Below are 19,230 nucleotides of genomic sequence, written 5' to 3'. Positions count from 1 at the left end.
AGCCATAGTAATCTATGATTCAGTGTTGCCCGGAAGTAGAGAGAATAGTCCTGCAAGAACGACTTTCTTCAGATCATTTTATGGATGTACATGCTGTTTGCAGCTGCCAGAGGCATACCGGTTTTAACAATCCATTCATTTTCGTTCACCTTCAGGGATTGTACGTTAACCCCCATGTGCTCCATCAGCTCTCGCAGCGGAACCCATATTGTTCCCCCTTGGGTTTGTACGGCCCCCACTGTCCTCATGTCATCCACCTGGCCTGCACGCTTCGTTATCAGGTCTCCGCTGATACTATCTGCACGGATGATTCGATCTTTCCATACCGCATTAGCGGTTCTGGTCTCTGCATCCCAGCGAGCGCTGCTTCCGAACTTTTTCATAAAGGTCCGCAAAGGCACCATAATCCGCTGATCTTCCACGCGAAACTCCCCTGGTTTCAACGTGGCGGCCGCCAGACCCATTTCCACCTTTAGTTCCTTGCCTGCTAGCCAAAGGTTGCTGTTCTCCTGCACATGCTCAGCAATCCACGACTTTCCCGGAGCTTTGCGGAACTTGTATTTCTCAGCGGGATGTACGCGGAATTGAACAGGCTGATCCGAGGCTTTCATCGTGTCAAATCGATAGCCTTGATCACGGTAATACTTGATGATACCTGGCAGTGCTTTTACCGTCTCGGCATGAGCGCCCCCATCGTGCATCAGTACAATAACAGAACGTGCCCCGGCAGGCACCTTCGTTGCGTTCGTTAGAATTTCTTTGGCTGGAACGCCTTTGCGTCTGGAGTCGCCACTGTCTACGTTCCAATCCATAACGGTATACCCGCCCAATTTCAACAGATCAAAATAGCTCTGGTCAAAATGCCCGTAGGTCCCCCCCGGAGCCCGGACCAGATTCGGACGAAAACCAGCAATGCGTTCCACCACGTCCTCTGTCTGTTTGATCTGCTTCCAGAACACTTTGAAATCACTGTATAACTGTTCATACTGATGATTAAATGTATGATTGCCCAGAGCATGCCCGTCCTCTACAACTGAACGGATCATCTCCGGATAACGTTCTGCCTGCTCACCCAACACGAAAAATGTAGCCTGAACCTGCTCTGTACGCAAAATATCCAATACTTCATGGGTATGTTTCCCCGGCCCATCGTCAAAACTCAAATAGACTACTTTGTCCTGGAGATTCTCTTCTTTGGAGGCAGACACAACAAAGCCTGACACAGAAGAAGCGTAAGATGTGCCTGCATATGTAGCAAATACACACAGCAATACCATAATGCGAAGAATGAGAGCAGACCTTTTACCCGATAAAAATGGTTGTATTGGTGTCACCATGTATAAATCAACCTCCAACGTCTCTAGTGAAATTTGCTGATAGACTTCAGCAGATTGTTAGAATTATATGGAGGAGTCGCCGAAAAAAGACGCGATTTTGTTTTATATTTTTCACAATTTGGGATGGCCTGCGATTGATTCTTCGCCTCAGATTAGGTAGCATAATGGACAGGTAGGATCGTGAACAAAACACTATGGAGAGTAGTTATGCTCCCACCCTGTCTGCAGGAGAGTGAAATCTATTGGAATTGCTTGAGAAGGTCCAGCATCTGTTTGGGTCCTACGGATACAGCGTTTTGTTTTTTGGCTTGTTGCTTGAATTCATCGCCCTTCCCTTTCCGGGAGAAACAACGATGGCTTACGCAGGTTTCCTGTCCTACAAGGGACATCTGGACTTTGGCATACTCGCTATCCTGGCTTTTCTGGGAACAACGATTGGCATGACCATCACCTATTTTATTGGAGCCAAAGCTGGTCTGCCGTTTATTACACGGTATGGAAAATGGTTTCTGATGAAACAGGACAAGCTCGATAAGACACAAAAGTGGTTTGCCAAGTATGGCAATGCCCTGATTTTCATTGGTTATTTCATTCCTGGTGTAAGGCATTTCACCGGATATTTCGCCGGAATGGCTGCTGTTCCCTTTCGGAAATTCGCATTATACGCCTATTCTGGCGCGCTGTTCTGGGTGTTGTTATTTCTGGGTATTGGCAAAATATTCGGACCCCAGTGGAACGCCGTGTTCCACCTTGCACATCAATATGCCGCGTACATCGCGGCGGGTATTGGACTGCTGCTAATTGCAGCGGTATTATACCGTTATCGAAAAGCCTGGACAGCGAGATCCCTGCGCAAGCCAGCTCCTGTTCGTCAAAGACAAAAGTAAACCAGAAGCCAGGCTTAAGAACGTTTGATGTTCCTACTTGGGAGATGTTCCTATTGTAGATAGGATAAGCAAGGAGCAGCGCACAAGTCGCGGCTCCTTTTTTCCATATTCATTTGCCTTAGCTTCTGATATTTAAACCCCCACGTGCTCGTAACCCTCCATACCATGTCAGTAATACAGCAATCGCTGCGAAACCCATACCTCCTGCAAATCCTAGCGTTCGCGGTTCCACTACCTCCAATAATAAACCCGTACCAAACATGGACAATCCCAGCATACAACTGCTGCATGCCGTCACTAATCCAAAGATGAGTCCACGGTACTTCTCAGGCGTTTCACGCATCAATAATGTATCCAGACAGGTATTGCCTACGCCTGACATGAGAGCCAGCAGAGCATAGATCAGGGAAGCAAGCAATGGTTGAGTCGCAGTACTCAGCAGCATAAGCAGTCCCCCTTCGACCAGCAGGCATATGAGTACACCAGGAAGTAACCAGCGCTGAAAATAACGAGAACACCAATTGCTCAATACGAGGCCTGTTCCCAGAGCAGCATAGAACATGCCTACTCCCCAATCCCCCAGCCCAAACACCTCAATTGCGTACACACTGATCAATACATTATCGATTCCGTTTATGACCGGAACCCATAACTCAAACAGGATGATCATCTGTAATACTACAGAAGACCGAACCAGGCGCCATATTACAGAAGAAACATGAACTGTACCCTGGTCGCGAGTAATCCCTGAAGTATGATCAGATGTCACACTGGCTGTACTGGCTGAACTCTCTACATTTTCAATTGAAATCTCACCGGATTCAGCATCCCTTTCTGCTGGAAATGAGACTTTACGGATCACAATAGCTGCTGCCAGGAAACACAATGCATTAGTTATAAAAGCGGCCTGCGGTCCCATCATCGATGAAGTGATTCCTCCAATTAAAGCACCTGCAATCAGCACCGTACCATTCATCACCTGTTCAAGCCCATTAATCTGGAGCAGATTACCCGGCTGTACAAGCAGCGGTATTCCTGATTTGCGAACCGGTGAATAGAGGGCCTCTGCACAAGCAAGTAAAGTACTCACGGTGTACAGAATCCACAAATCATCCGCATGATTGACAAATAAATAGCTCAAGACAAGAGGAATTCTCAACAAATTGGTAATTAGCATAATCGTTCGCCGAGAAAAATGCATGGTCAACAAGCCCCCTGCAGGGGCAAGCACCAGAAACGGAAGCACACGAAGTCCAAGCACAAGTCCTACGGCCAGTCCAGATCCTGTGATACTCAGAATTAATGAAAGCATGGCGATCTGGGAAAACCGATCACCTATGCCGTTCACCATTCCTGCAATGAAAATCCTGCGGTACCCCGACTCCTTTTGCAGTAAAGACAGAATTGAAAACCTGAATAACATGAACAATCCTCTTTTCAATATATTAGATAACAATCTAATTAGATATTATTCTAATATACAACCATTGGCAATCTTCTTTTTTTTTGCACGAGGATATTCAATAACACTTTTGTGATAATCCGGATTCATCCAGGTCATACTAATTTGCAAATATAGGGTGTAAAGGGGGGATGAAGGAATGAGTACAGCAGAGCAGCACAATCCGAGTCAAAGTCCGAAAAAAATATCTCCGGATCTTACAGAGAATACCGATTACTGCAAGGAGGTGATGGGAAACAGCAAAGACCTGATGATTCGTCCTCTGCAATGTCTTCACAAATGGCCTTCTGCCATGTTGTACATTGATGGAATGGTAGATGTACAGATTGTTAATCTTTCCATCCTGCAATCCTTATTACAGATCCGTGAGTTGCCTGACTTTTCGGCGGAAAATGAGCATCTGCACTATCTCCAGAATGACGTTCTGGTGGCCAGCAACGTTCTATTGATCGATGAGATGAAAGACGTCCTCGATGCTCTCTTGGCAGGCTTTGTCGTTGTGCTCCTTGAAGGATCGAATCAGGGCTTGAAAATTGCAGCAGCAGGCTGGGAAGACCGCGCCGTTGGTGAGCCCATATCCCAGACGGTTGTTCGTGGTCCCATGGAAGGCTTTAATGAAAATTTGCGCACGAATACCAGCTTGATACGCAAACGAATTCGAGACCCCCATCTGTGGATCGAAGAAAGGGAGATTGGTCGTGTCACCAACACCAGGGTAGCGGTAGTCTATCTGGAGCATATCGTTGATCAAGAGGTGGTCCAGGAACTTCGGCGCAGGCTGGATGAGATTGATATTGACTCCATTCTGGAAAGCGGATATATCGAGGAGCTCGTGCAGGACAAGACAGGTACAATCTTCCCAACAGTCTATAATAGTGAGCGGCCAGACGCCGTCTGTGCAGCCCTGCTTGAAGGCCGGGTGGCCATTATTATAGACGGCACCCCTTTCGTACTGCTGGTGCCAGCCCTGTTTGTTCATTTCTTTCAGTCTCCCGAAGATTACTACCAGCGGGCCGATATTAGTTCATTGATTCGAATGATTCGTTATCTGGCCTTCTTTATCGCGTTACTTGCCCCATCCTTTTATATTGCTATTACTACCTTTCATCAGGAGATGCTTCCTACCAATCTGCTCATTAGTCTGGCAGCTCAGCGTGAAGGGGTTCCATTTCCGGCATTCATTGAAGCCATCTTAATGGAATTGACCTATGAAATATTGCGGGAAGCGGGCATTCGGATTCCAAAGACTGTCGGTCAGGCCGTTTCCATTGTGGGTACCCTTGTTATTGGTCAGGCCGCAGTAGATGCAGGCGTTGTATCGGCTGCCATGGTTATTATCGTATCCATTACAGCGATATCCAGTTATGTCATTCCGGAAAATGGATTGTCCATCTCTGTGCGAATTCTGCGTTTTGTTCTGATGATCTTGGCTGCTGCCTTCGGATTCTACGGCATTCTGATCGTTCTGCTGATCACTGTAACTCATCTATGCAGTTTAAGGTCTTTTGGCGTGTCATATATGTCCCCGTTTGCACCTTATATCGGGAAAGATATCAAAGACACCCTTTTCCGCGTGCCTTGGACCCGGATGAAGACCCGTCCTCTTTCTACCGGAACGCCAAACGAAACCAGACAGGCAAACCAAAAAACAAAACGATAATCGGTAAGGAGAACGTGTATGAACAAATGCCTACAATTGATTCTGTCTGTTGCTGTTCTGCTCCCTCTCCTTACCGGATGCTGGGATCGACAGGAACTCAATGAGCTCGGCATCATGCTGGGACTGGGTGTGGACAAGGATGGCGAAATGATTAAGGTGACCGCTCAAGTGGTTGTGCCCAATGAAGTATCTTCCAAATCAGGAGGAGGCAAAGGGACACCTGTGACGCAGTACCAAGCTTCTGCCCCAACATTGTTTGAAGCGATGCAAAAATTAACTCAATCTAGTCCCCGCCGTATCTTTATGGCGCATATTCGCGTAATGGTCATTGGTGAAGAATATGCCCGGAAAGCCGGTATATATGATGTAACTGAAGCTCTAATGCGGGAACCTACGGTACGCCCTGACTACTATGTCATGGTGGCCCGAAATACAACGGCTGCCAAAGTACTGGATGTGTTAACTCCACTTGAGAACTTGCCGGCAGAGAAGTTGTTTAATTCACTGGATGTATCCTCCAAAATCTGGTCACCCACGACAACCGTTACCGGAGATCAGTTAATGGAATATATGATTGCTCCCGGCATACAGCCTGTCATAACCGGCGTGGAGATTGTTGGTCCACAGGAGAAAAGCGGAAGTAAGGATAACATTTCAACCATCCATTCTCCCGCCAGCCTGAAATCAACCGGACTTTCCGTATTCAAAAAGGACAAGCTGATTGGCTGGCTAACGGAGGATGAGTCCAAGGGATATAACTATATCCGAAACAATGTGAAATCTACCATTGGACATCTTCCTTGCCGAAAAGGTGGGAACGTGACCTTCAAAACCCTGCGCTCAACAACCAAACGCAAAGCAAAAGTCGTTGCCGGTCATCCTGTCATCAGCATCAAAATCAAAAATGTATCCTCCATCGGTGCTGTGGAATGCGGAATCAAGATTGGTTCCATGGACGTCATCAAGGAACTGGAGCGGGACAGTGAGGAGCGGCTTGTGGATCTGATGCAAGAATCCATCAAGTCGGTGCAGCGCAAGTTCCATGTTGATATTTTCGGATTTGGACAAGAGGTATATCACGCAGATCCTACATTTTTCAAAAAAGTGGAGAAAGACTGGGATGACTATCTTGAAAATCTGGATGTGCATTATGATGTCAATGTGCAAATCAAACGTGTAGGGACACTGGATAATTCGTTCAAAGACGAAATTAGGGAGTGAACAGGATGTTGCTTACACTTAGCGTCATTGTAATTGCTGGGCTGATCGGGTGGTTCGATCTTCCTGCCCTCATACGAAGCAAGGAATGGAAAGAAACGGCTGTATACAGTACCTTGCTTCTGCTGGCTACCTTCTTAAGTGTCATTGCAGCAAACTTGTGGGAATTCCCGAGTCCACTATATCTCATCATATGGATCTATGAACCCGTAAATCAATTTCTGGCACATCTGACTGGAACTTAGGAAAAAGGAGAGGGATACTATGCTGGAGCAGGGCCGCATTGGAACACGACAATTGTCCACTCTCATTTTCATGATGGTGGTCGGGGATATGATGATCATCTATCCCTCGGTTATCACTTCCTATGCCAAACAAGATGCCTGGATATGCGCTCTTGTCGGGGTTCCACTCGGAATGTGCCTTATGCTCATGTTTCTAAAGCTATGCAGTCTTTATCCGGAGAAAAATCTGATACAGATTTCACGAAGTATTCTGGGATTTTGGCCAGGCACGCTTGTCTCCATTTTTTATCTTTTCTTTTTTGTGATAGGCACCTCCACCCACATCCGGGAAGTCGGAGATTTCATCACCTCCCAAATTTTTCAGTACACTCCGCTTCGCGTCATTGCCCTGATGTTTGTTGTTGCGCTTGGCTGGGGAGTATACCATGGGCTGGAAACGATGGGACGAAGCAGTGAATTGCTCATGCCTATCCTTATTGTGTTTATTCTTGTGCTTACATTCTGTCTACTGCCCCAGGTTGACCCTAGTCATTTGAAGCCTGCTACAGATACGGGTGTGGTCTCTATCCTGCAAGGGATTCTCGTTAGTATCATATACCCGGTAGGTGAAGTGATTCCCATCATGATGATTATCCCCTACACGTTGAATCAGACACACCGTACCCGGGATGTTCTTGCTGCTGCAGGGCTCGGCAACCTGATCCTGGCAGCACTCGTTACCATCTCTCTGCTGGTTCTGGGTGCTTTCCTTACACAGCATAATATTTATGCTTCCTTTACTTTATCTCAGAAGATTAATATCGGCGGGTTTTTCGAGCGCATTGAAGCGATTATGGCTTCTTCCTGGCTTATCTCCACATATGTCAAAGCCATGGTGTATATGTATGCATTTGTTTTGGGAACCGCCGAGCTGTTCAAGCTCAAGCAGTATCGCATGCTGATCCTGCCGACATCCCTGCTGGTCTTTGGCCTTGCCAATTTGGTCTCGCCCAGTTTGACTTTCATCGTCATTACCGTCGTTCCGTACTGGGTAGATTGGGACACCACCTTAAGCATTATTTTGCCTGGGTTGTTATTGTTGGTGCATATGTTCAAAAAGCGCTGGATGACCAAGTCTTCCGGATAAGTATACGTATCGTTCAGAAAGGAGGATAGAGATCATGACCATTCAAGATAAAATCAGTATTCGGCAATTCACCTTGCTTACCTTTCTTGTCATGGTAGGGGATATGATTCTGATCTATCCACCCTTGGTCTCCGCTTTGGGTAAAAATGATGCATGGCTCTGCTCTATCCTCGGGCAGCCCATTGGTCTGTTCCTCATATGGATTCTGTACAAACTCCATCAAACGTTTCCGGATCTTTCCCTAATTGAAATCAACAGAAAATTGCTTGGTCTCTGGGCAGGATCGGTCTTATCCGTTGGTTACCTGTTCTATTTTGCCATAGGTGCTGCCGTCTGTATCCGTGAGGTTGGAGACTTTATGACCACCCAGATTTACCTCAAAACTCCCATTCGTGTCATTTTGATTATGCTCTTGTGTTCTCTGATCTGGGGCCTTATGAAAGGTCTGCAGCCCATGGCAGCAAGCATTGAACTGCTAACCCCCGTTGTTGTTATCTTTATGCTTCTCCTGTTCATGGGGCTTTTGCCCAAAATAGACGGTTCACATCTGCAACCTTTCATGAGCATCAAGTGGATTCATCTGATCGAAGCAGTGGTTCGGGCAGCCTTTACTTCCTTTGGTGAACTCATCGTACTTACCATGATTCTTCCTTATGTAATGACAGGTCCACATGTCAAACGCGATATGCTGCTTGCCACGTTGTTGGGAGGTATGCTTCTGAGTGCACTGTTACTGTTCTCACTGCTCGTTGTCGGGACATTCATGACACAGCATAACATCTATACCTCGTATGCCCTGGCCCAAAAGATTAATATTGGTAACTTCTTTGAGCGTATCGAAGCCTTTATGGCTATCTCATGGTTAATTGCAACCTATTTCAAAAGCCTTCTGTATATGTTCGCTTTTGTTATCGGACTAGCTCAACTGTTTCAGTTAAAAGCATATAAACCCCTTATATTACCTTCAGCCTTGCTTATGTTTGCATTGTCTATTCTGATTTCACCCAATGTCATCTTCTACACTAATACCATCATGCCTGCCTGGGTGGATTGGGACATCACCGTAAGTTTCATCATCCCCCTGTTCCTTTTGCTGGTTCATCGCATACGCTTTGGCAAGAACAAAAAAAGCCAAACCAGCCCAGAACGGTTACACACATGAACATTTTGCATCAATCCATGGAGCCTCCTACGATCAGCGAGAAATAGATCAAACATGCCATATTACAAAAGGAAAAAGTAAGACATAAAAAGGCTGTGCTCCACGGTAAGTTCCGCGAGCACAGCCCTTCATAAGAAATGAACATATTCCTTTATGGAGAGAACAGGAACATTCCCTTTTTTACAATTCCTTTACAGCCTCAAGCGCTGCTTCGATATGTCCTTTGACTCGTACCTTCAACCACGACTTCAGCAGAACACCTTCCTCGTCAATGAGAAACGTGGAGCGTACCAGCCCCATATATTCCTTGCCATACAATTTCTTGAGCTGCCATACGCCGTATTGCTCGGCTACCTGATGATCTTCGTCTGACAGCAGAATAAAGGGCAAGCCGTATTTGGCAATGAATTGGTCATGCCGTTTCATCGGATCGGTGCTGACGCCCAAAATAACAGCATTTAATCCCTTGAACGCCTCATGCCGATCACGAAAGTCACATGCCTGCTGCGTGCAGGAAGAAGTCATATCTTTAGGATAAAAATAAAGCAGTACCCGCTGTCCGCGGTAATCCGACAGCTTCACAGTATCTCCCGTACTCGATGGAAGCTCAAAACCTGGAGCAAGCTGGCCTTCGGTTAATGTCATCTCCATTCCTCCTCTACCTCATCTTCCTTTCACAAGGATTTCTGTTATGATCCTGCTCCGCGATACTTCTTCACACCATAATTCCACAGCAGAAGGCCGATGGAGCCAAACACCAATCCCACCACTGGTGTCAGCATAGCCATGCGGTGCATCTCCGATCGCTCCAGGAACAGTGCTGCCGGATAAATGCCCACGAAGGCAAACGGAATGACCCATGTTAACAGGACCTGAATCGCACGGTTATAGATCGTTACCGGATAACGTCCGTATCCCTGAATGTTGTACATTAATGGCAGGATACCTGTAGGCGCGTCCGAATAAAAAGACAACGATGTCAAGGTGATGTAGATGCCCGCATAGATTAAAACGGAGCTAAGGGCAAGAATAATGAGGGCCGGGATATGCCACCACTCCAGCATGAGTCCCATCTCCGCACCGCTGATGCCCATGATGACCAGGCCGATAAACGATCCCACAAGCGCAGGCGGGTCCACATTTTCAAGTAAAATCTGGAACAGGTTATGCGCCGGACGGGTCAATATGCGATCCATCTCACCTTTGACAATATACCGCTCGCTGAACCCCCACAGATTGATAAAACAACTGAAGATGCCATAAGGCACCATAAAATACCCATAAACAAAAAGGACTTCGCTCTCACTCCACCCGCCCAGATTATCCGTATGCCGGAAAACAACAAAGATAAAGATCAGGTTTGTTGCCTGGAACAACAGATCTGAAAGGATTTCCACCCAGAAGTCGGCACGGTACGTGAGCCTGGTTTTCATATAATTCTTCAAATATTCCCAGATCAAACCTATATAGTACATCGCATTACCCTCCTTGCACGAACAGACGCTTGCGCGCCTGACGCCAGATCAGCATCATCGGAACGAGCAGTATGACAAACCAGAACACCTGGATGCCGAGTACGCTCCAGATGCCGGTGCCCTCTACTCTTCCGGTGAAAACCGAGCCGGGCAGATACGTAATGGCCTGAAAAGGCAATACCTTCATCACTGCAGACATCCACCCTGGATACAGGCTGATCGGGATAATCAGACCAGAGAATAAATCGACCACAACGCGCTTCATGCGCATCATGCCTTCATTATTTTCCACAAAGAAGGCCGCCAGTCCGGTAATGACATTAATCTGCGAGTTAATGAGAAAACTGAAGAACAGCATGACCAGAAAGCCAATCCACGCAGACGGCGCCGTAGGCAGTTCCACCGGGAACAGCAGAATGGCAATGAGCATCCCCGGAATCATCAGCAGCAGGAAACGGAAAATGCCTTCGCCCAGCCCCTGCATCATTTTGACCATGACATAGTTGATCGGCCTTATAAATTGAATGGCAATGGAGCCATCGCGAATGTCCGCAGCGATCTCCCGATCCAGATTGTTAAAATAAAACGCACGCGCCATCCACGATACCGCCACATATGTCGTCATCTGAGCTGCCGTAAAACCGCCCAGTTCACCACTGCTGCCGTAAATCGCCTGCCAGGTAAAGTAATACACGCCGATATTCAGCGTATATATCAAAATGCCGGAATAATAATTCACCCGGTATGCAAGCATCGTCAGAAACCGGATGCGCATAAAATCAAAAAATGCACTATTCATCTAGGATACACCCACCGCTTCGTTCCCTGCTCCCACAATCTCGGGACGCTCGGCAGAACCGGATTGATAAATACTGCGCACAATCTCATCCGTGTTAATCTCAATAATCTGAATATCGGTAATATCCGCCTGTCCCACTACGCGTCCCAGCACATCCGATACATTGAGTTCAAGTGGAATCCAGACCGATGCGGACAGTTCGTTCTCTACCGTCCAGCGAACAGGCAGCCCAGCAGTCCATTCCAGCATCTGCTCCATGGTATGACCCGTGCCGAACTTGAATCGGATTTCCCTTTCCTTGCCCCATTGGGACTTCAGGTGATCCAAACCGCCATCATAGATGATATGGCCTGCATCAAGCATAATGACTCTGGAGCATAGCGCTTCGATGTCCTGCAGATCGTGGGTCGTCAGCAAGATGGTTGTTCCGTGTTCCTTATTCATGTCTTTCAGGAATTCGCGAATTTCCGACTTCACAACAATATCCAGACCTATGGTCGGCTCATCCAGGAAAACGATATCCGGATTGTGCAGCAGCGCAGCAACCAGCTCACAGCGCATACGCTGTCCCAGGCTGAGCTTCCGTACCGGACGGTTCAGCAGTTCCGTGAGCTGCAACCGCTCAACCAGCTCATCCAGCCGTTTACGGAAATCGACCTCACCTACCCGATATACCTTGCGCAACAGATGGAAGGACTCAATGACACCGATATCCCACCATAGTTGACTGCGTTGACCAAAAACGACACCAATATTCTGTACAAACTTCTCACGTTCCTGATACGGTACATATCCACCAACCGATATTTGCCCTGAAGTAGGCACCAAAATGCCGGTCAACATCTTGATCGTAGTTGATTTACCGGCACCGTTCTCCCCGATATATCCGCATATTTCGCCTTGCGGAATCTGAAATGAAATATCATTTACAGCCAATACCTCCTGGTATTGACGTGCAAACAGGTCCTGGAATGCGCCCTTAAGTCCACCTCGACTTTTCTGGACACTAAACGACTTGCGTAAATCTTTGACATCAATCGCCAGCATGATTATACCTCACTTGGATTTTGTTGAAATTGCTTGTAGCCCAAAAAGAAATTATAATGGTATCAGTCAAAATTCAGCAAGCTTTAAAATACTCTGAAGCCGCATCCTCTGCCGAAAGGATGGATGATGTGTTCGGACAGCTTCGGAATAGTGGATTGCCCGAACTCGTTTTTAATTTCATTCTGAATACAAAGGAGAGCTAGCATGACCAGAAAGACGAAGAGAACCATCTGGATCTCTCTTGCCACCTTCGTGTTGATCGTTGGAGGCGCAGCGGCATTTTATTTTGGTTCTATTCTTAATCAGTTGAATGGCTTGCAAAAGGAAGGCGACGAATCCCCGTTTGCCGGTATCGATAATGTTGAAAAAGTAAACACCCCGGACCCTCCCAAATGGGAAGGCACCGAAACAGTGAACATCCTGGTTATGGGCGTTGATGCCCGCGGACTGAAGGAAGGGGAAGTTCCCCGCTCCGACAGCATGATGGTCGTATCCCTTGACCCAACTACCAAAAAAATCAATCTGTTCTCGATTCTGCGAGACACATACGTCAATATCGATGGATATGGCAAAGAACGCATTAATACAGCGATTACCCACGGTCCCAATGCAGCGATGAAAGCTGCCGGAGATCTGCTGGGAATCCCTGTACAGTATTATGTGTATACCGATTTTCAAGGATTCATCAAATTGGTGGATGCTGTTGGCGGTGTGGATTTTGACGTAGAGAAGGACATGCACTATACAAGCAAAGCGGACAAAAATGAATACGATATTGATCTGAAAAAAGGTTACCAGCATCTGGATGGTGAAACAGCTCTGATGTACGTACGTTTTCGCCATGATGCCATGTCGGATTTTGCACGTTCCGAACGTCAGCGTGAATTCCTGAAAGCAGTAGCAGCGAAAATGCAATCAACGACTACGATTGCCAAACTGCCTTCCATTCTGGAACAGGTCAATCCTTATGTGGATACCAACCTGACCCTCTCTGACATGTGGAAACTGGGTGGACTTGGCTACCAGAGCAGCATGAACGGCAGCGAGCAAATTCCGCCAATGAATATGCTTAAGGAAGAACGTACCCCAGGCGGAGCTCAAGTATTGACTGTTACCAATGAAGAGAAGTTGAAACAGCTTATTCAGGATATCATTCATCCCCCTGCCCAGTCGGAAGATACCAAGACCGGAGCAGACGACAAAACAGCCAGCGCGGACGAAAAAAATTCGGAGCAACCGGCACAGTAACGAAGTGAAACATGCAGAGGGCAGCCATTACGCTGCCCTTTCGCTGTGTTCTGTATAGATATTAATATTAAATACGAAAGGAAGTTATCTTATGAATCCATCACGTTCCCGTTCCGAACTTTTATACGAAGAAGCCCTTCAACATATTGTAGGAGGTGTTAACAGCCCCTCCCGCTCGTTCAAAGCCGTCGGTGGCGGTGCACCTGTATTTATGAAAAAGGCGCAGGGTGCGCACTTCTGGGATGTCGATGATAACCGTTATATCGATTATCTCGCAGCGTACGGCCCAATTGTTACAGGACATGCTCACCCCCATATTACCCAGGCGATTACCGAGGCAGCAGCAAATGGCGTACTGTACGGCACGCCGACGGAACTTGAAATCAAACTCGCCAAAATGCTGAAAGAAGCCATTCCTTCGATGGATAAGGTTCGTTTTGTGAACTCCGGTACAGAATCGGTCATGACCACCATCCGGGTTGCCCGTGCATATACGAAACGCAACAAAATCGTGAAATTCGCCGGATGTTACCACGGTCACTCCGATCTGGTGCTTGTTGCTGCTGGCTCAGGCCCATCCACGCTGGGAATTCCCGATAGTGCAGGCATCCCAACCAGTATTGCACACGAAGTCATCACGGTGCCTTTCAACGATCTGGAAAGCCTGAAAGCGGCTCTGGAGCGTTGGGGCGATGATGTCGCTGCTGTCATGGTTGAACCGATTGTCGGTAATTTCGGTATGGTCATGCCGGAACCCGGCTTCCTGGAAGGACTCTGTGCCATGACTCGGAGCAACGGATCGCTTGTAATCTACGACGAGGTTATCACCGCTTTCCGCTTCCATTATGGTTCTACCCAGACATACGCTGGGCTGGAAAACCATGCTGAGATCGAACCGGATCTGACTGCGCTTGGCAAAATCATTGGCGGCGGCCTGCCCATTGGTGCTTACGGCGGTCGGAAACAGGTGATGGAGCAGGTTGCTCCGCTAGGCCCTGCATATCAGGCAGGTACGATGGCGGGCAATCCGGCATCCATCTCAGCGGGCATTGCATGTCTGGAAGTGCTGCAAGGCCAAGGGGTGTATGAAGAGATGGAACGTCTTGCGATCGACCTGACGACAGGAATTCAGGCTTCCGCTGACCGTCATGGTATTGCCCTGACGATCAACCAGATTCGTGGTGCCTTCTCCACGCACTTCTGTGACCACCCGGTTACGAACTATGATCAGGCCCAGGATACCGACGGAGAGCTCTTCGCTTCCTTCTTCCGTCACATGCTGAACCGTGGCATTAACCTGGCTCCGTCCAAATATGAAGCCTGGTTCCTGACGACTGCACATACGGACAAGGATGTTCAGGAAACACTCGAAGCCGCGGAAGCTTCCTTCAAGGCCATGGCTCAGGCGTAAACCGTTATCAAACTATTCATGCACTGCACCATAATAAAGTTATCATTGAAAATGATCTCATGAAATCAGGCGTCCACACTAGCGATTATTCCGCTTGTGTGGACGCCTTTTGCAGCTTCGCTATTTCCTCACGGATAATTCGCAACCCTTCCTTGATCCGCTGCTTGGGTACATTGGATATGTTCAACCGCAGCATTTTCTCCTGATGAATCTCTTGTGTACCTTCTGGATAGTATCGTTCTGTTGTATCGGCAATGACTCCCCGTTGATCCAAACGGGACAGCAAGACCCTCAGCGGCATATCCTTAGCGAGTGGCAGAACTGTATGCTCCCCTCCTGTACGCGGCGCATTCGCAAATGGAGCAAAGTCCGAAAAGGCGTTAAACTCTTGATATAACTTGTTCATTCGGGCAGCATAACGGCTGCGGATGACTTTGCCGTGATGAGCAAACATCCCGTTACGAATGTAAACCTCAAGTGCAGCCTGGGACAAAACAGCGGTGTCAATGTCGAGCATTTTTTTGTATGTACTAAACGATGCCATAAGACTTGCAGGCAGAACAGCTACGCCAATCCGCAAGCCGGGAAACAGGATTTTGGAGTAACTTTTCAGATAAATGACCCGCCCCTCTGTATCATAGGACCATAACGGGTCCTGCTTCGTGTTCTCTTCCAGATCAGCCAGATAATCATCCTCTACCAGATAGACATCGTAACGCTGAGCCAGCCGAATTAATCTCTTCTTCTCTGCTGCCGTCAGGGAAGTGCCAATCGGGTTATGAAAACGCGGCATGACATAGAAAAATTTGATATCTCCTTCACGGAACTGTCGTTCAAGCGCTTCCCAATCCAGGCCGTCCAGAGAGCGTCTGACGCCAGCAATCGGTACATTCAGTCCCTTCAAAAGCGAGGGCATATTATGATAACCCGGAAGTTCCAGCATCACCTGCTTTTTACCATTCGGAAAAGGCATTAAGGCCAATACAGCCAGCGCTTGCTGCACCCCTGACGTAATAAAAAACTGTTCTTGCCGGGCAAAGACCTGATAATCGGCGAATTGCTTCTGCAGCAATTCAATCAATGAAGGCAAGCCCCTCTCCGTTCCGTACAAAAACAGCTCCGCCTGTTTCTTCTCCATCGCCTGATCCACACAATGACGAAAATCGGAATAGGGAAATACCCGTGGATCAGGTGCTGCCGAGGCAAAATTCAACGGTCCCTGCAACTCCCGATCATCGACATCGGCTCCATTCTGTACCGCATAATACCCGGACTGAGGCACTGCGTAGACCAGATGTCGCTCTTCCAGCCACTCATATGCACGGATGGCTGTACTCACACTGCATTGATATTGCTCGGCCAAAACACGCACAGCCGGGAGCTTGATACCTTTGTCCTGCCATTGTCCACTGTTCTGCTGCTGCAATTGCTCCTGAATCCAGCGCTTTAGTGATTCGGCGATCATTTCATACTTTCTCATTGAAATCTACCCTTCCTCTGACATCCATACTCTTAATTGTACCGGCACAGTAAATGTTTTTGTCTATTGTACCACTATTGGTCTGGCAGTATATTGAATAAGGCCAGACCATACAGCAACATATGCAACAGTAGTAGTTGAAAAGAAAAACCGTAATATTTGGAGGAAACCTCATGAACAGTACCCGAACTCGAACATATGCATATGTAGCAGCTGTTTTATATGCAGCCATTATTGGTTTATCTTTTTTATTTGTCAAAATGACGGTTAGTGTTGCACATCCTATCGATGTACTGGCCCATCGTTTTGCTTTGTCGTTACTCGCAGTCAGCATCCCTGTCATTTTCGGATGGATCAGGATTAAGCTAACCCTGCGTGACCTGTGGCGTATCATTCCTTTGGGGCTGCTCTCTCCTGTTTTATTCTTTGCTTTTCAGGCATTCGGACTCGTCTCGTCCAATTCTTCGGAAGCAGGTATTATCCAGGCCACTGCCCCTGTATTCACCCTTGTTCTCGCCTCCATCTTTCTCAAGGAGCGTACGTCCACCCTGCAAAAATTGTTCCTGCTGCTGTCTGTGGCGGGTGTAGTCTTTATTTTCGTAATGAAAGGCAGCGGAATGTCCACAGGCAACTTTAAAGGGATTGCTTTACTGCTGCTCTCCACTGTTTGTTTTGCAGGTTATGGTGTGCTGGCACGGCCCTTGGCTCAAAAATATAAACCAATGGAATTGACCTGGGTGACCCTGATGGTTGGATTTATCGTCTTTAACGCGGCATCCCTGATTCGTCATGCGTCGAGCGGAACCCTGGTGGACTATGTGAAACCACTCGGAGATGCATCGTATCTGGGAGCACTAGCCTATCTCGCCATCCTTTCCACGATGATCTCCACGCTGCTGGCAAGTTATGCGCTAACTCATTTGGAAGCTTCCAAGATGAGTGTGTTCAGCAACTTGTCCACACTGATATCCATTGCCGGCGGGGCGTGGATATTGCTTGAGCCAGTACACGGCTACCACTTTGTGGGTGCCTTGCTCATCATCGCTGGTGTACTTGGCACCAATATGAGTGGAAGAAAGCGCAGACTGGTCAACCAAGCCAAAGCGTGATACAATGTGAAAAATTGTAAACGGACGTTATTGACAATGATGAAGAGAAGTACACAGGACAGGATGGTTCAGAGAGCCGGCGGATGGTGTGAGCAGGTGCATCAGTCATGTGGAAATGGGCTTCGGAGTTCCGAGTTGAACCCGGTCTGCACCTGTAGTCAGGAGCGTGGATCGTCAGTAGGCAAGGCGGCATGTTCAGCCGTTATCCATGAACAGGATATCGATAAGGTATATGTGGACTTCCCACAACCGGGCTTTCCGCATATATTGTTATTCCGTATCTTTCAAGTGGGCCGTGCAACCAGCGGCCAATTAAGGTGGCACCGCGAGGCATAAGCTTCGTCCTTCTATTCTGTTCCCGTCTGGGAAACAGGATGAAGGACGAAGCTTTTTTTATTGGAGCCCAAAACTGTGGCAGGCTGAAAGGAGGTGATGGTCGTGGAAGACGGCTGGTGGCGTCAGCAACCTATAATCGGAACATCACAAATTCAAAGGAGACTAAACCATGAACATGAACAAAGACATTATTTTAACCGGAGACCGGACAACCGGACAGCTTCATCTCGGCCATTACGTGGGCAGCCTGCGCAGCCGGGTGCAATTGCAGAACGAATATAAAACGTACATTTTGCTGGCAGACATCCAAGCGTTAACTACCCATTACGACCAGCCCGAACTGATTGCAGACAGCGTGCATCAAGTGACACTCGATTACCTTGCCGTAGGTATCGATCCCAATAAAGCTACTCTGTTCATCCAGTCCATGATTCCGGAAATTGCCGAGCTGACTGTCATTTTCTCCATGTTTATCACTGTTAACAATCTTCGTCATAATCCCACGATTAAAAATGAAGCACGTGACCGGGGTTATACGGATCTATATTACGGATTTCTCGGTTATCCTGTCAGCCAGGCAGCGGATATTGCATTCTGCAAAGCAACCCTTGTTCCGGCAGGCGAAGATCAGATTCCTCATATCGAAACAGCGAGGAAACTGGTACGTCGGTTTAATGAGTTATATGCTCCGGTGCTGCCTGAGCCACGCATTCTGACCGGAGAGCGTCTGGGTGGACTTGATGGCATCGGGAAAATGAGCAAAAGTATGGGCAATGCGATCTCCTTGAATGCCCGTCCTGATGATGTACATGCCAAGCTGACCAAGGCCAAGACAGATCCGGCGCGTATTCATCGATCCGATCCGGGAAACCCGAATATCTGCCCGGTATTCGCTTATCATCAGTTATTTCGCAATGAAAATGCAGAAGAAATCCATGCCAATTGCAGCCAGGGGACGATTGGATGCAGAGACTGCAAGCAGCTGGCTGGCAATGCAATTAATGAGTTGCTTGCCCCGTTCCGTGCACGGCGACAAGACTATGAGCAACGGGAAGATGAGGTGAAAGAGATTCTTATCGAGGGCACCCGTCAAGCTCGGAAAGTCGCGCGGGAAACAATGCTTGAGGTGCGAGAAGCCATGGGTATTCGTTATTTTAACCTTTAGTATTCAGGCTGTCTTGTATGAAGCGCTCCAATCACGTTAACACTGCTGAGAACAGTCTATTGG

The 19,230-nt window shown here is 47.7% G+C and carries 17 protein-coding genes and 1 other annotated feature; of the genes, 10 read left to right on the top strand and 7 right to left on the bottom strand.

Annotated features, from left to right (window positions below; all coding sequences use genetic code 11):
- Positions 1–68: 68 nt before the first annotated feature.
- Entirely contained in the window at positions 69–1,337 is a 1,269-nt protein-coding gene (locus tag JNUCC31_RS18510) for a polysaccharide deacetylase family protein (RefSeq protein ID WP_192263174.1), read from the bottom strand.
- A 242-nt stretch (positions 1,338–1,579) separates the two neighbouring features.
- On the opposite strand from JNUCC31_RS18510, the gene JNUCC31_RS18505 reads away from it, so the two are divergent.
- Positions 1,580–2,224, top strand: coding sequence for a DedA family protein (locus tag JNUCC31_RS18505; RefSeq protein WP_192263173.1), 645 nt, complete (start codon positions 1,580–1,582; stop codon positions 2,222–2,224).
- Positions 2,225–2,342: 118 nt separating this feature from the next.
- On the opposite strand, the gene JNUCC31_RS18500 is transcribed toward JNUCC31_RS18505, so the two are convergent.
- Complete coding sequence (locus JNUCC31_RS18500; protein ID WP_192263172.1) at positions 2,343–3,647, bottom strand: MFS transporter; 1,305 nt, start codon at positions 3,645–3,647, stop codon at positions 2,343–2,345.
- A gap of 178 nt (positions 3,648–3,825) precedes the next feature.
- Here JNUCC31_RS18500 and JNUCC31_RS18495 point away from each other — a divergent pair, with 178 nt between their 5' ends.
- The 5 genes from JNUCC31_RS18495 to JNUCC31_RS18475 are packed head-to-tail and all read left to right on the top strand — an operon-like array spanning position 3,826 to position 9,097.
- Positions 3,826–5,346 carry a spore germination protein gene (locus JNUCC31_RS18495; RefSeq protein WP_192263171.1) on the top strand — a complete coding sequence of 507 codons (1,521 nt, stop codon included), beginning with the start codon at positions 3,826–3,828 and terminating at the stop codon, positions 5,344–5,346.
- An 18-nt stretch (positions 5,347–5,364) separates the two neighbouring features.
- Positions 5,365–6,567 (top strand): Ger(x)C family spore germination protein, encoded by a 1,203-nt coding sequence (locus JNUCC31_RS18490; RefSeq protein WP_192263170.1) that lies wholly within the window; start codon positions 5,365–5,367, stop codon positions 6,565–6,567.
- A 5-nt stretch (positions 6,568–6,572) separates the two neighbouring features.
- Entirely contained in the window at positions 6,573–6,809 is a 237-nt protein-coding gene (locus JNUCC31_RS18485) for a hypothetical protein (RefSeq protein WP_192263169.1), read from the top strand.
- A gap of 19 nt (positions 6,810–6,828) precedes the next feature.
- A complete protein-coding gene (locus tag JNUCC31_RS18480) occupies positions 6,829–7,935 on the top strand; it encodes a GerAB/ArcD/ProY family transporter (RefSeq protein ID WP_192263168.1) in 1,107 nt (368 codons plus the stop codon).
- Between the two features lie 34 nt (positions 7,936–7,969).
- On the top strand, positions 7,970–9,097 hold the full coding sequence (locus JNUCC31_RS18475) for a GerAB/ArcD/ProY family transporter (protein ID WP_192263167.1): 1,128 nt from the start codon (positions 7,970–7,972) through the stop codon (positions 9,095–9,097).
- A gap of 180 nt (positions 9,098–9,277) precedes the next feature.
- On the opposite strand, the gene bcp is transcribed toward JNUCC31_RS18475, so the two are convergent.
- Genes bcp through JNUCC31_RS18455 form a run of 4 tightly spaced genes read right to left on the bottom strand, consistent with a single transcriptional unit; the run spans position 9,278 to position 12,418 of the window.
- Complete coding sequence (gene bcp, locus JNUCC31_RS18470) at positions 9,278–9,748, bottom strand: thioredoxin-dependent thiol peroxidase (RefSeq protein ID WP_192263166.1); 471 nt, start codon at positions 9,746–9,748, stop codon at positions 9,278–9,280.
- A gap of 38 nt (positions 9,749–9,786) precedes the next feature.
- Positions 9,787–10,572 carry an ABC transporter permease gene (locus JNUCC31_RS18465; protein ID WP_192263165.1) on the bottom strand — a complete coding sequence of 262 codons (786 nt, stop codon included), beginning with the start codon at positions 10,570–10,572 and terminating at the stop codon, positions 9,787–9,789.
- 4 nt (positions 10,573–10,576) lie between these two features.
- The gene (locus JNUCC31_RS18460; RefSeq protein WP_062326197.1) at positions 10,577–11,371 is read right to left on the bottom strand and encodes an ABC transporter permease; all 795 of its coding nucleotides are present in this window, start codon (positions 11,369–11,371) and stop codon (positions 10,577–10,579) included.
- Positions 11,372–12,418 carry an ABC transporter ATP-binding protein gene (locus JNUCC31_RS18455; RefSeq protein ID WP_192263164.1) on the bottom strand — a complete coding sequence of 349 codons (1,047 nt, stop codon included), beginning with the start codon at positions 12,416–12,418 and terminating at the stop codon, positions 11,372–11,374.
- A gap of 204 nt (positions 12,419–12,622) precedes the next feature.
- On the opposite strand from JNUCC31_RS18455, the gene JNUCC31_RS18450 reads away from it, so the two are divergent.
- On the top strand, positions 12,623–13,666 hold the full coding sequence (locus JNUCC31_RS18450; RefSeq protein WP_192263163.1) for an LCP family protein: 1,044 nt from the start codon (positions 12,623–12,625) through the stop codon (positions 13,664–13,666).
- Between the two features lie 91 nt (positions 13,667–13,757).
- Positions 13,758–15,077: a glutamate-1-semialdehyde 2,1-aminomutase gene (locus JNUCC31_RS18445; RefSeq protein ID WP_192263161.1), complete on the top strand. Its 1,320-nt coding sequence runs from the start codon at positions 13,758–13,760 to the stop codon at positions 15,075–15,077.
- 85 nt (positions 15,078–15,162) lie between these two features.
- Here JNUCC31_RS18445 and JNUCC31_RS18440 read toward each other — a convergent pair whose 3' ends face one another.
- A complete protein-coding gene (locus JNUCC31_RS18440) occupies positions 15,163–16,557 on the bottom strand; it encodes an aminotransferase-like domain-containing protein (RefSeq protein WP_228469087.1) in 1,395 nt (464 codons plus the stop codon).
- Positions 16,558–16,730: 173 nt separating this feature from the next.
- Between JNUCC31_RS18440 and JNUCC31_RS18435 the strand changes: the two genes are divergently transcribed.
- Both JNUCC31_RS18435 and trpS read left to right on the top strand, forming a co-directional pair.
- Complete coding sequence (locus tag JNUCC31_RS18435; RefSeq protein ID WP_192263158.1) at positions 16,731–17,666, top strand: DMT family transporter; 936 nt, start codon at positions 16,731–16,733, stop codon at positions 17,664–17,666.
- Positions 17,667–17,693: 27 nt separating this feature from the next.
- Positions 17,694–18,016 (top strand) — a binding site (T-box leader).
- Between the two features lie 155 nt (positions 18,017–18,171).
- Positions 18,172–19,167 (top strand): tryptophan--tRNA ligase, encoded by a 996-nt coding sequence (gene trpS, locus JNUCC31_RS18430; protein ID WP_192263156.1) that lies wholly within the window; start codon positions 18,172–18,174, stop codon positions 19,165–19,167.
- The last annotated feature ends 63 nt before the right edge of the window (positions 19,168–19,230 follow it).

This window comes from Paenibacillus sp. JNUCC-31 (assembly GCF_014844075.1).
Taxonomy (GTDB): domain Bacteria; phylum Bacillota; class Bacilli; order Paenibacillales; family Paenibacillaceae; genus Paenibacillus.
This window is presented reverse-complemented; position numbering and strand designations above follow the sequence as displayed.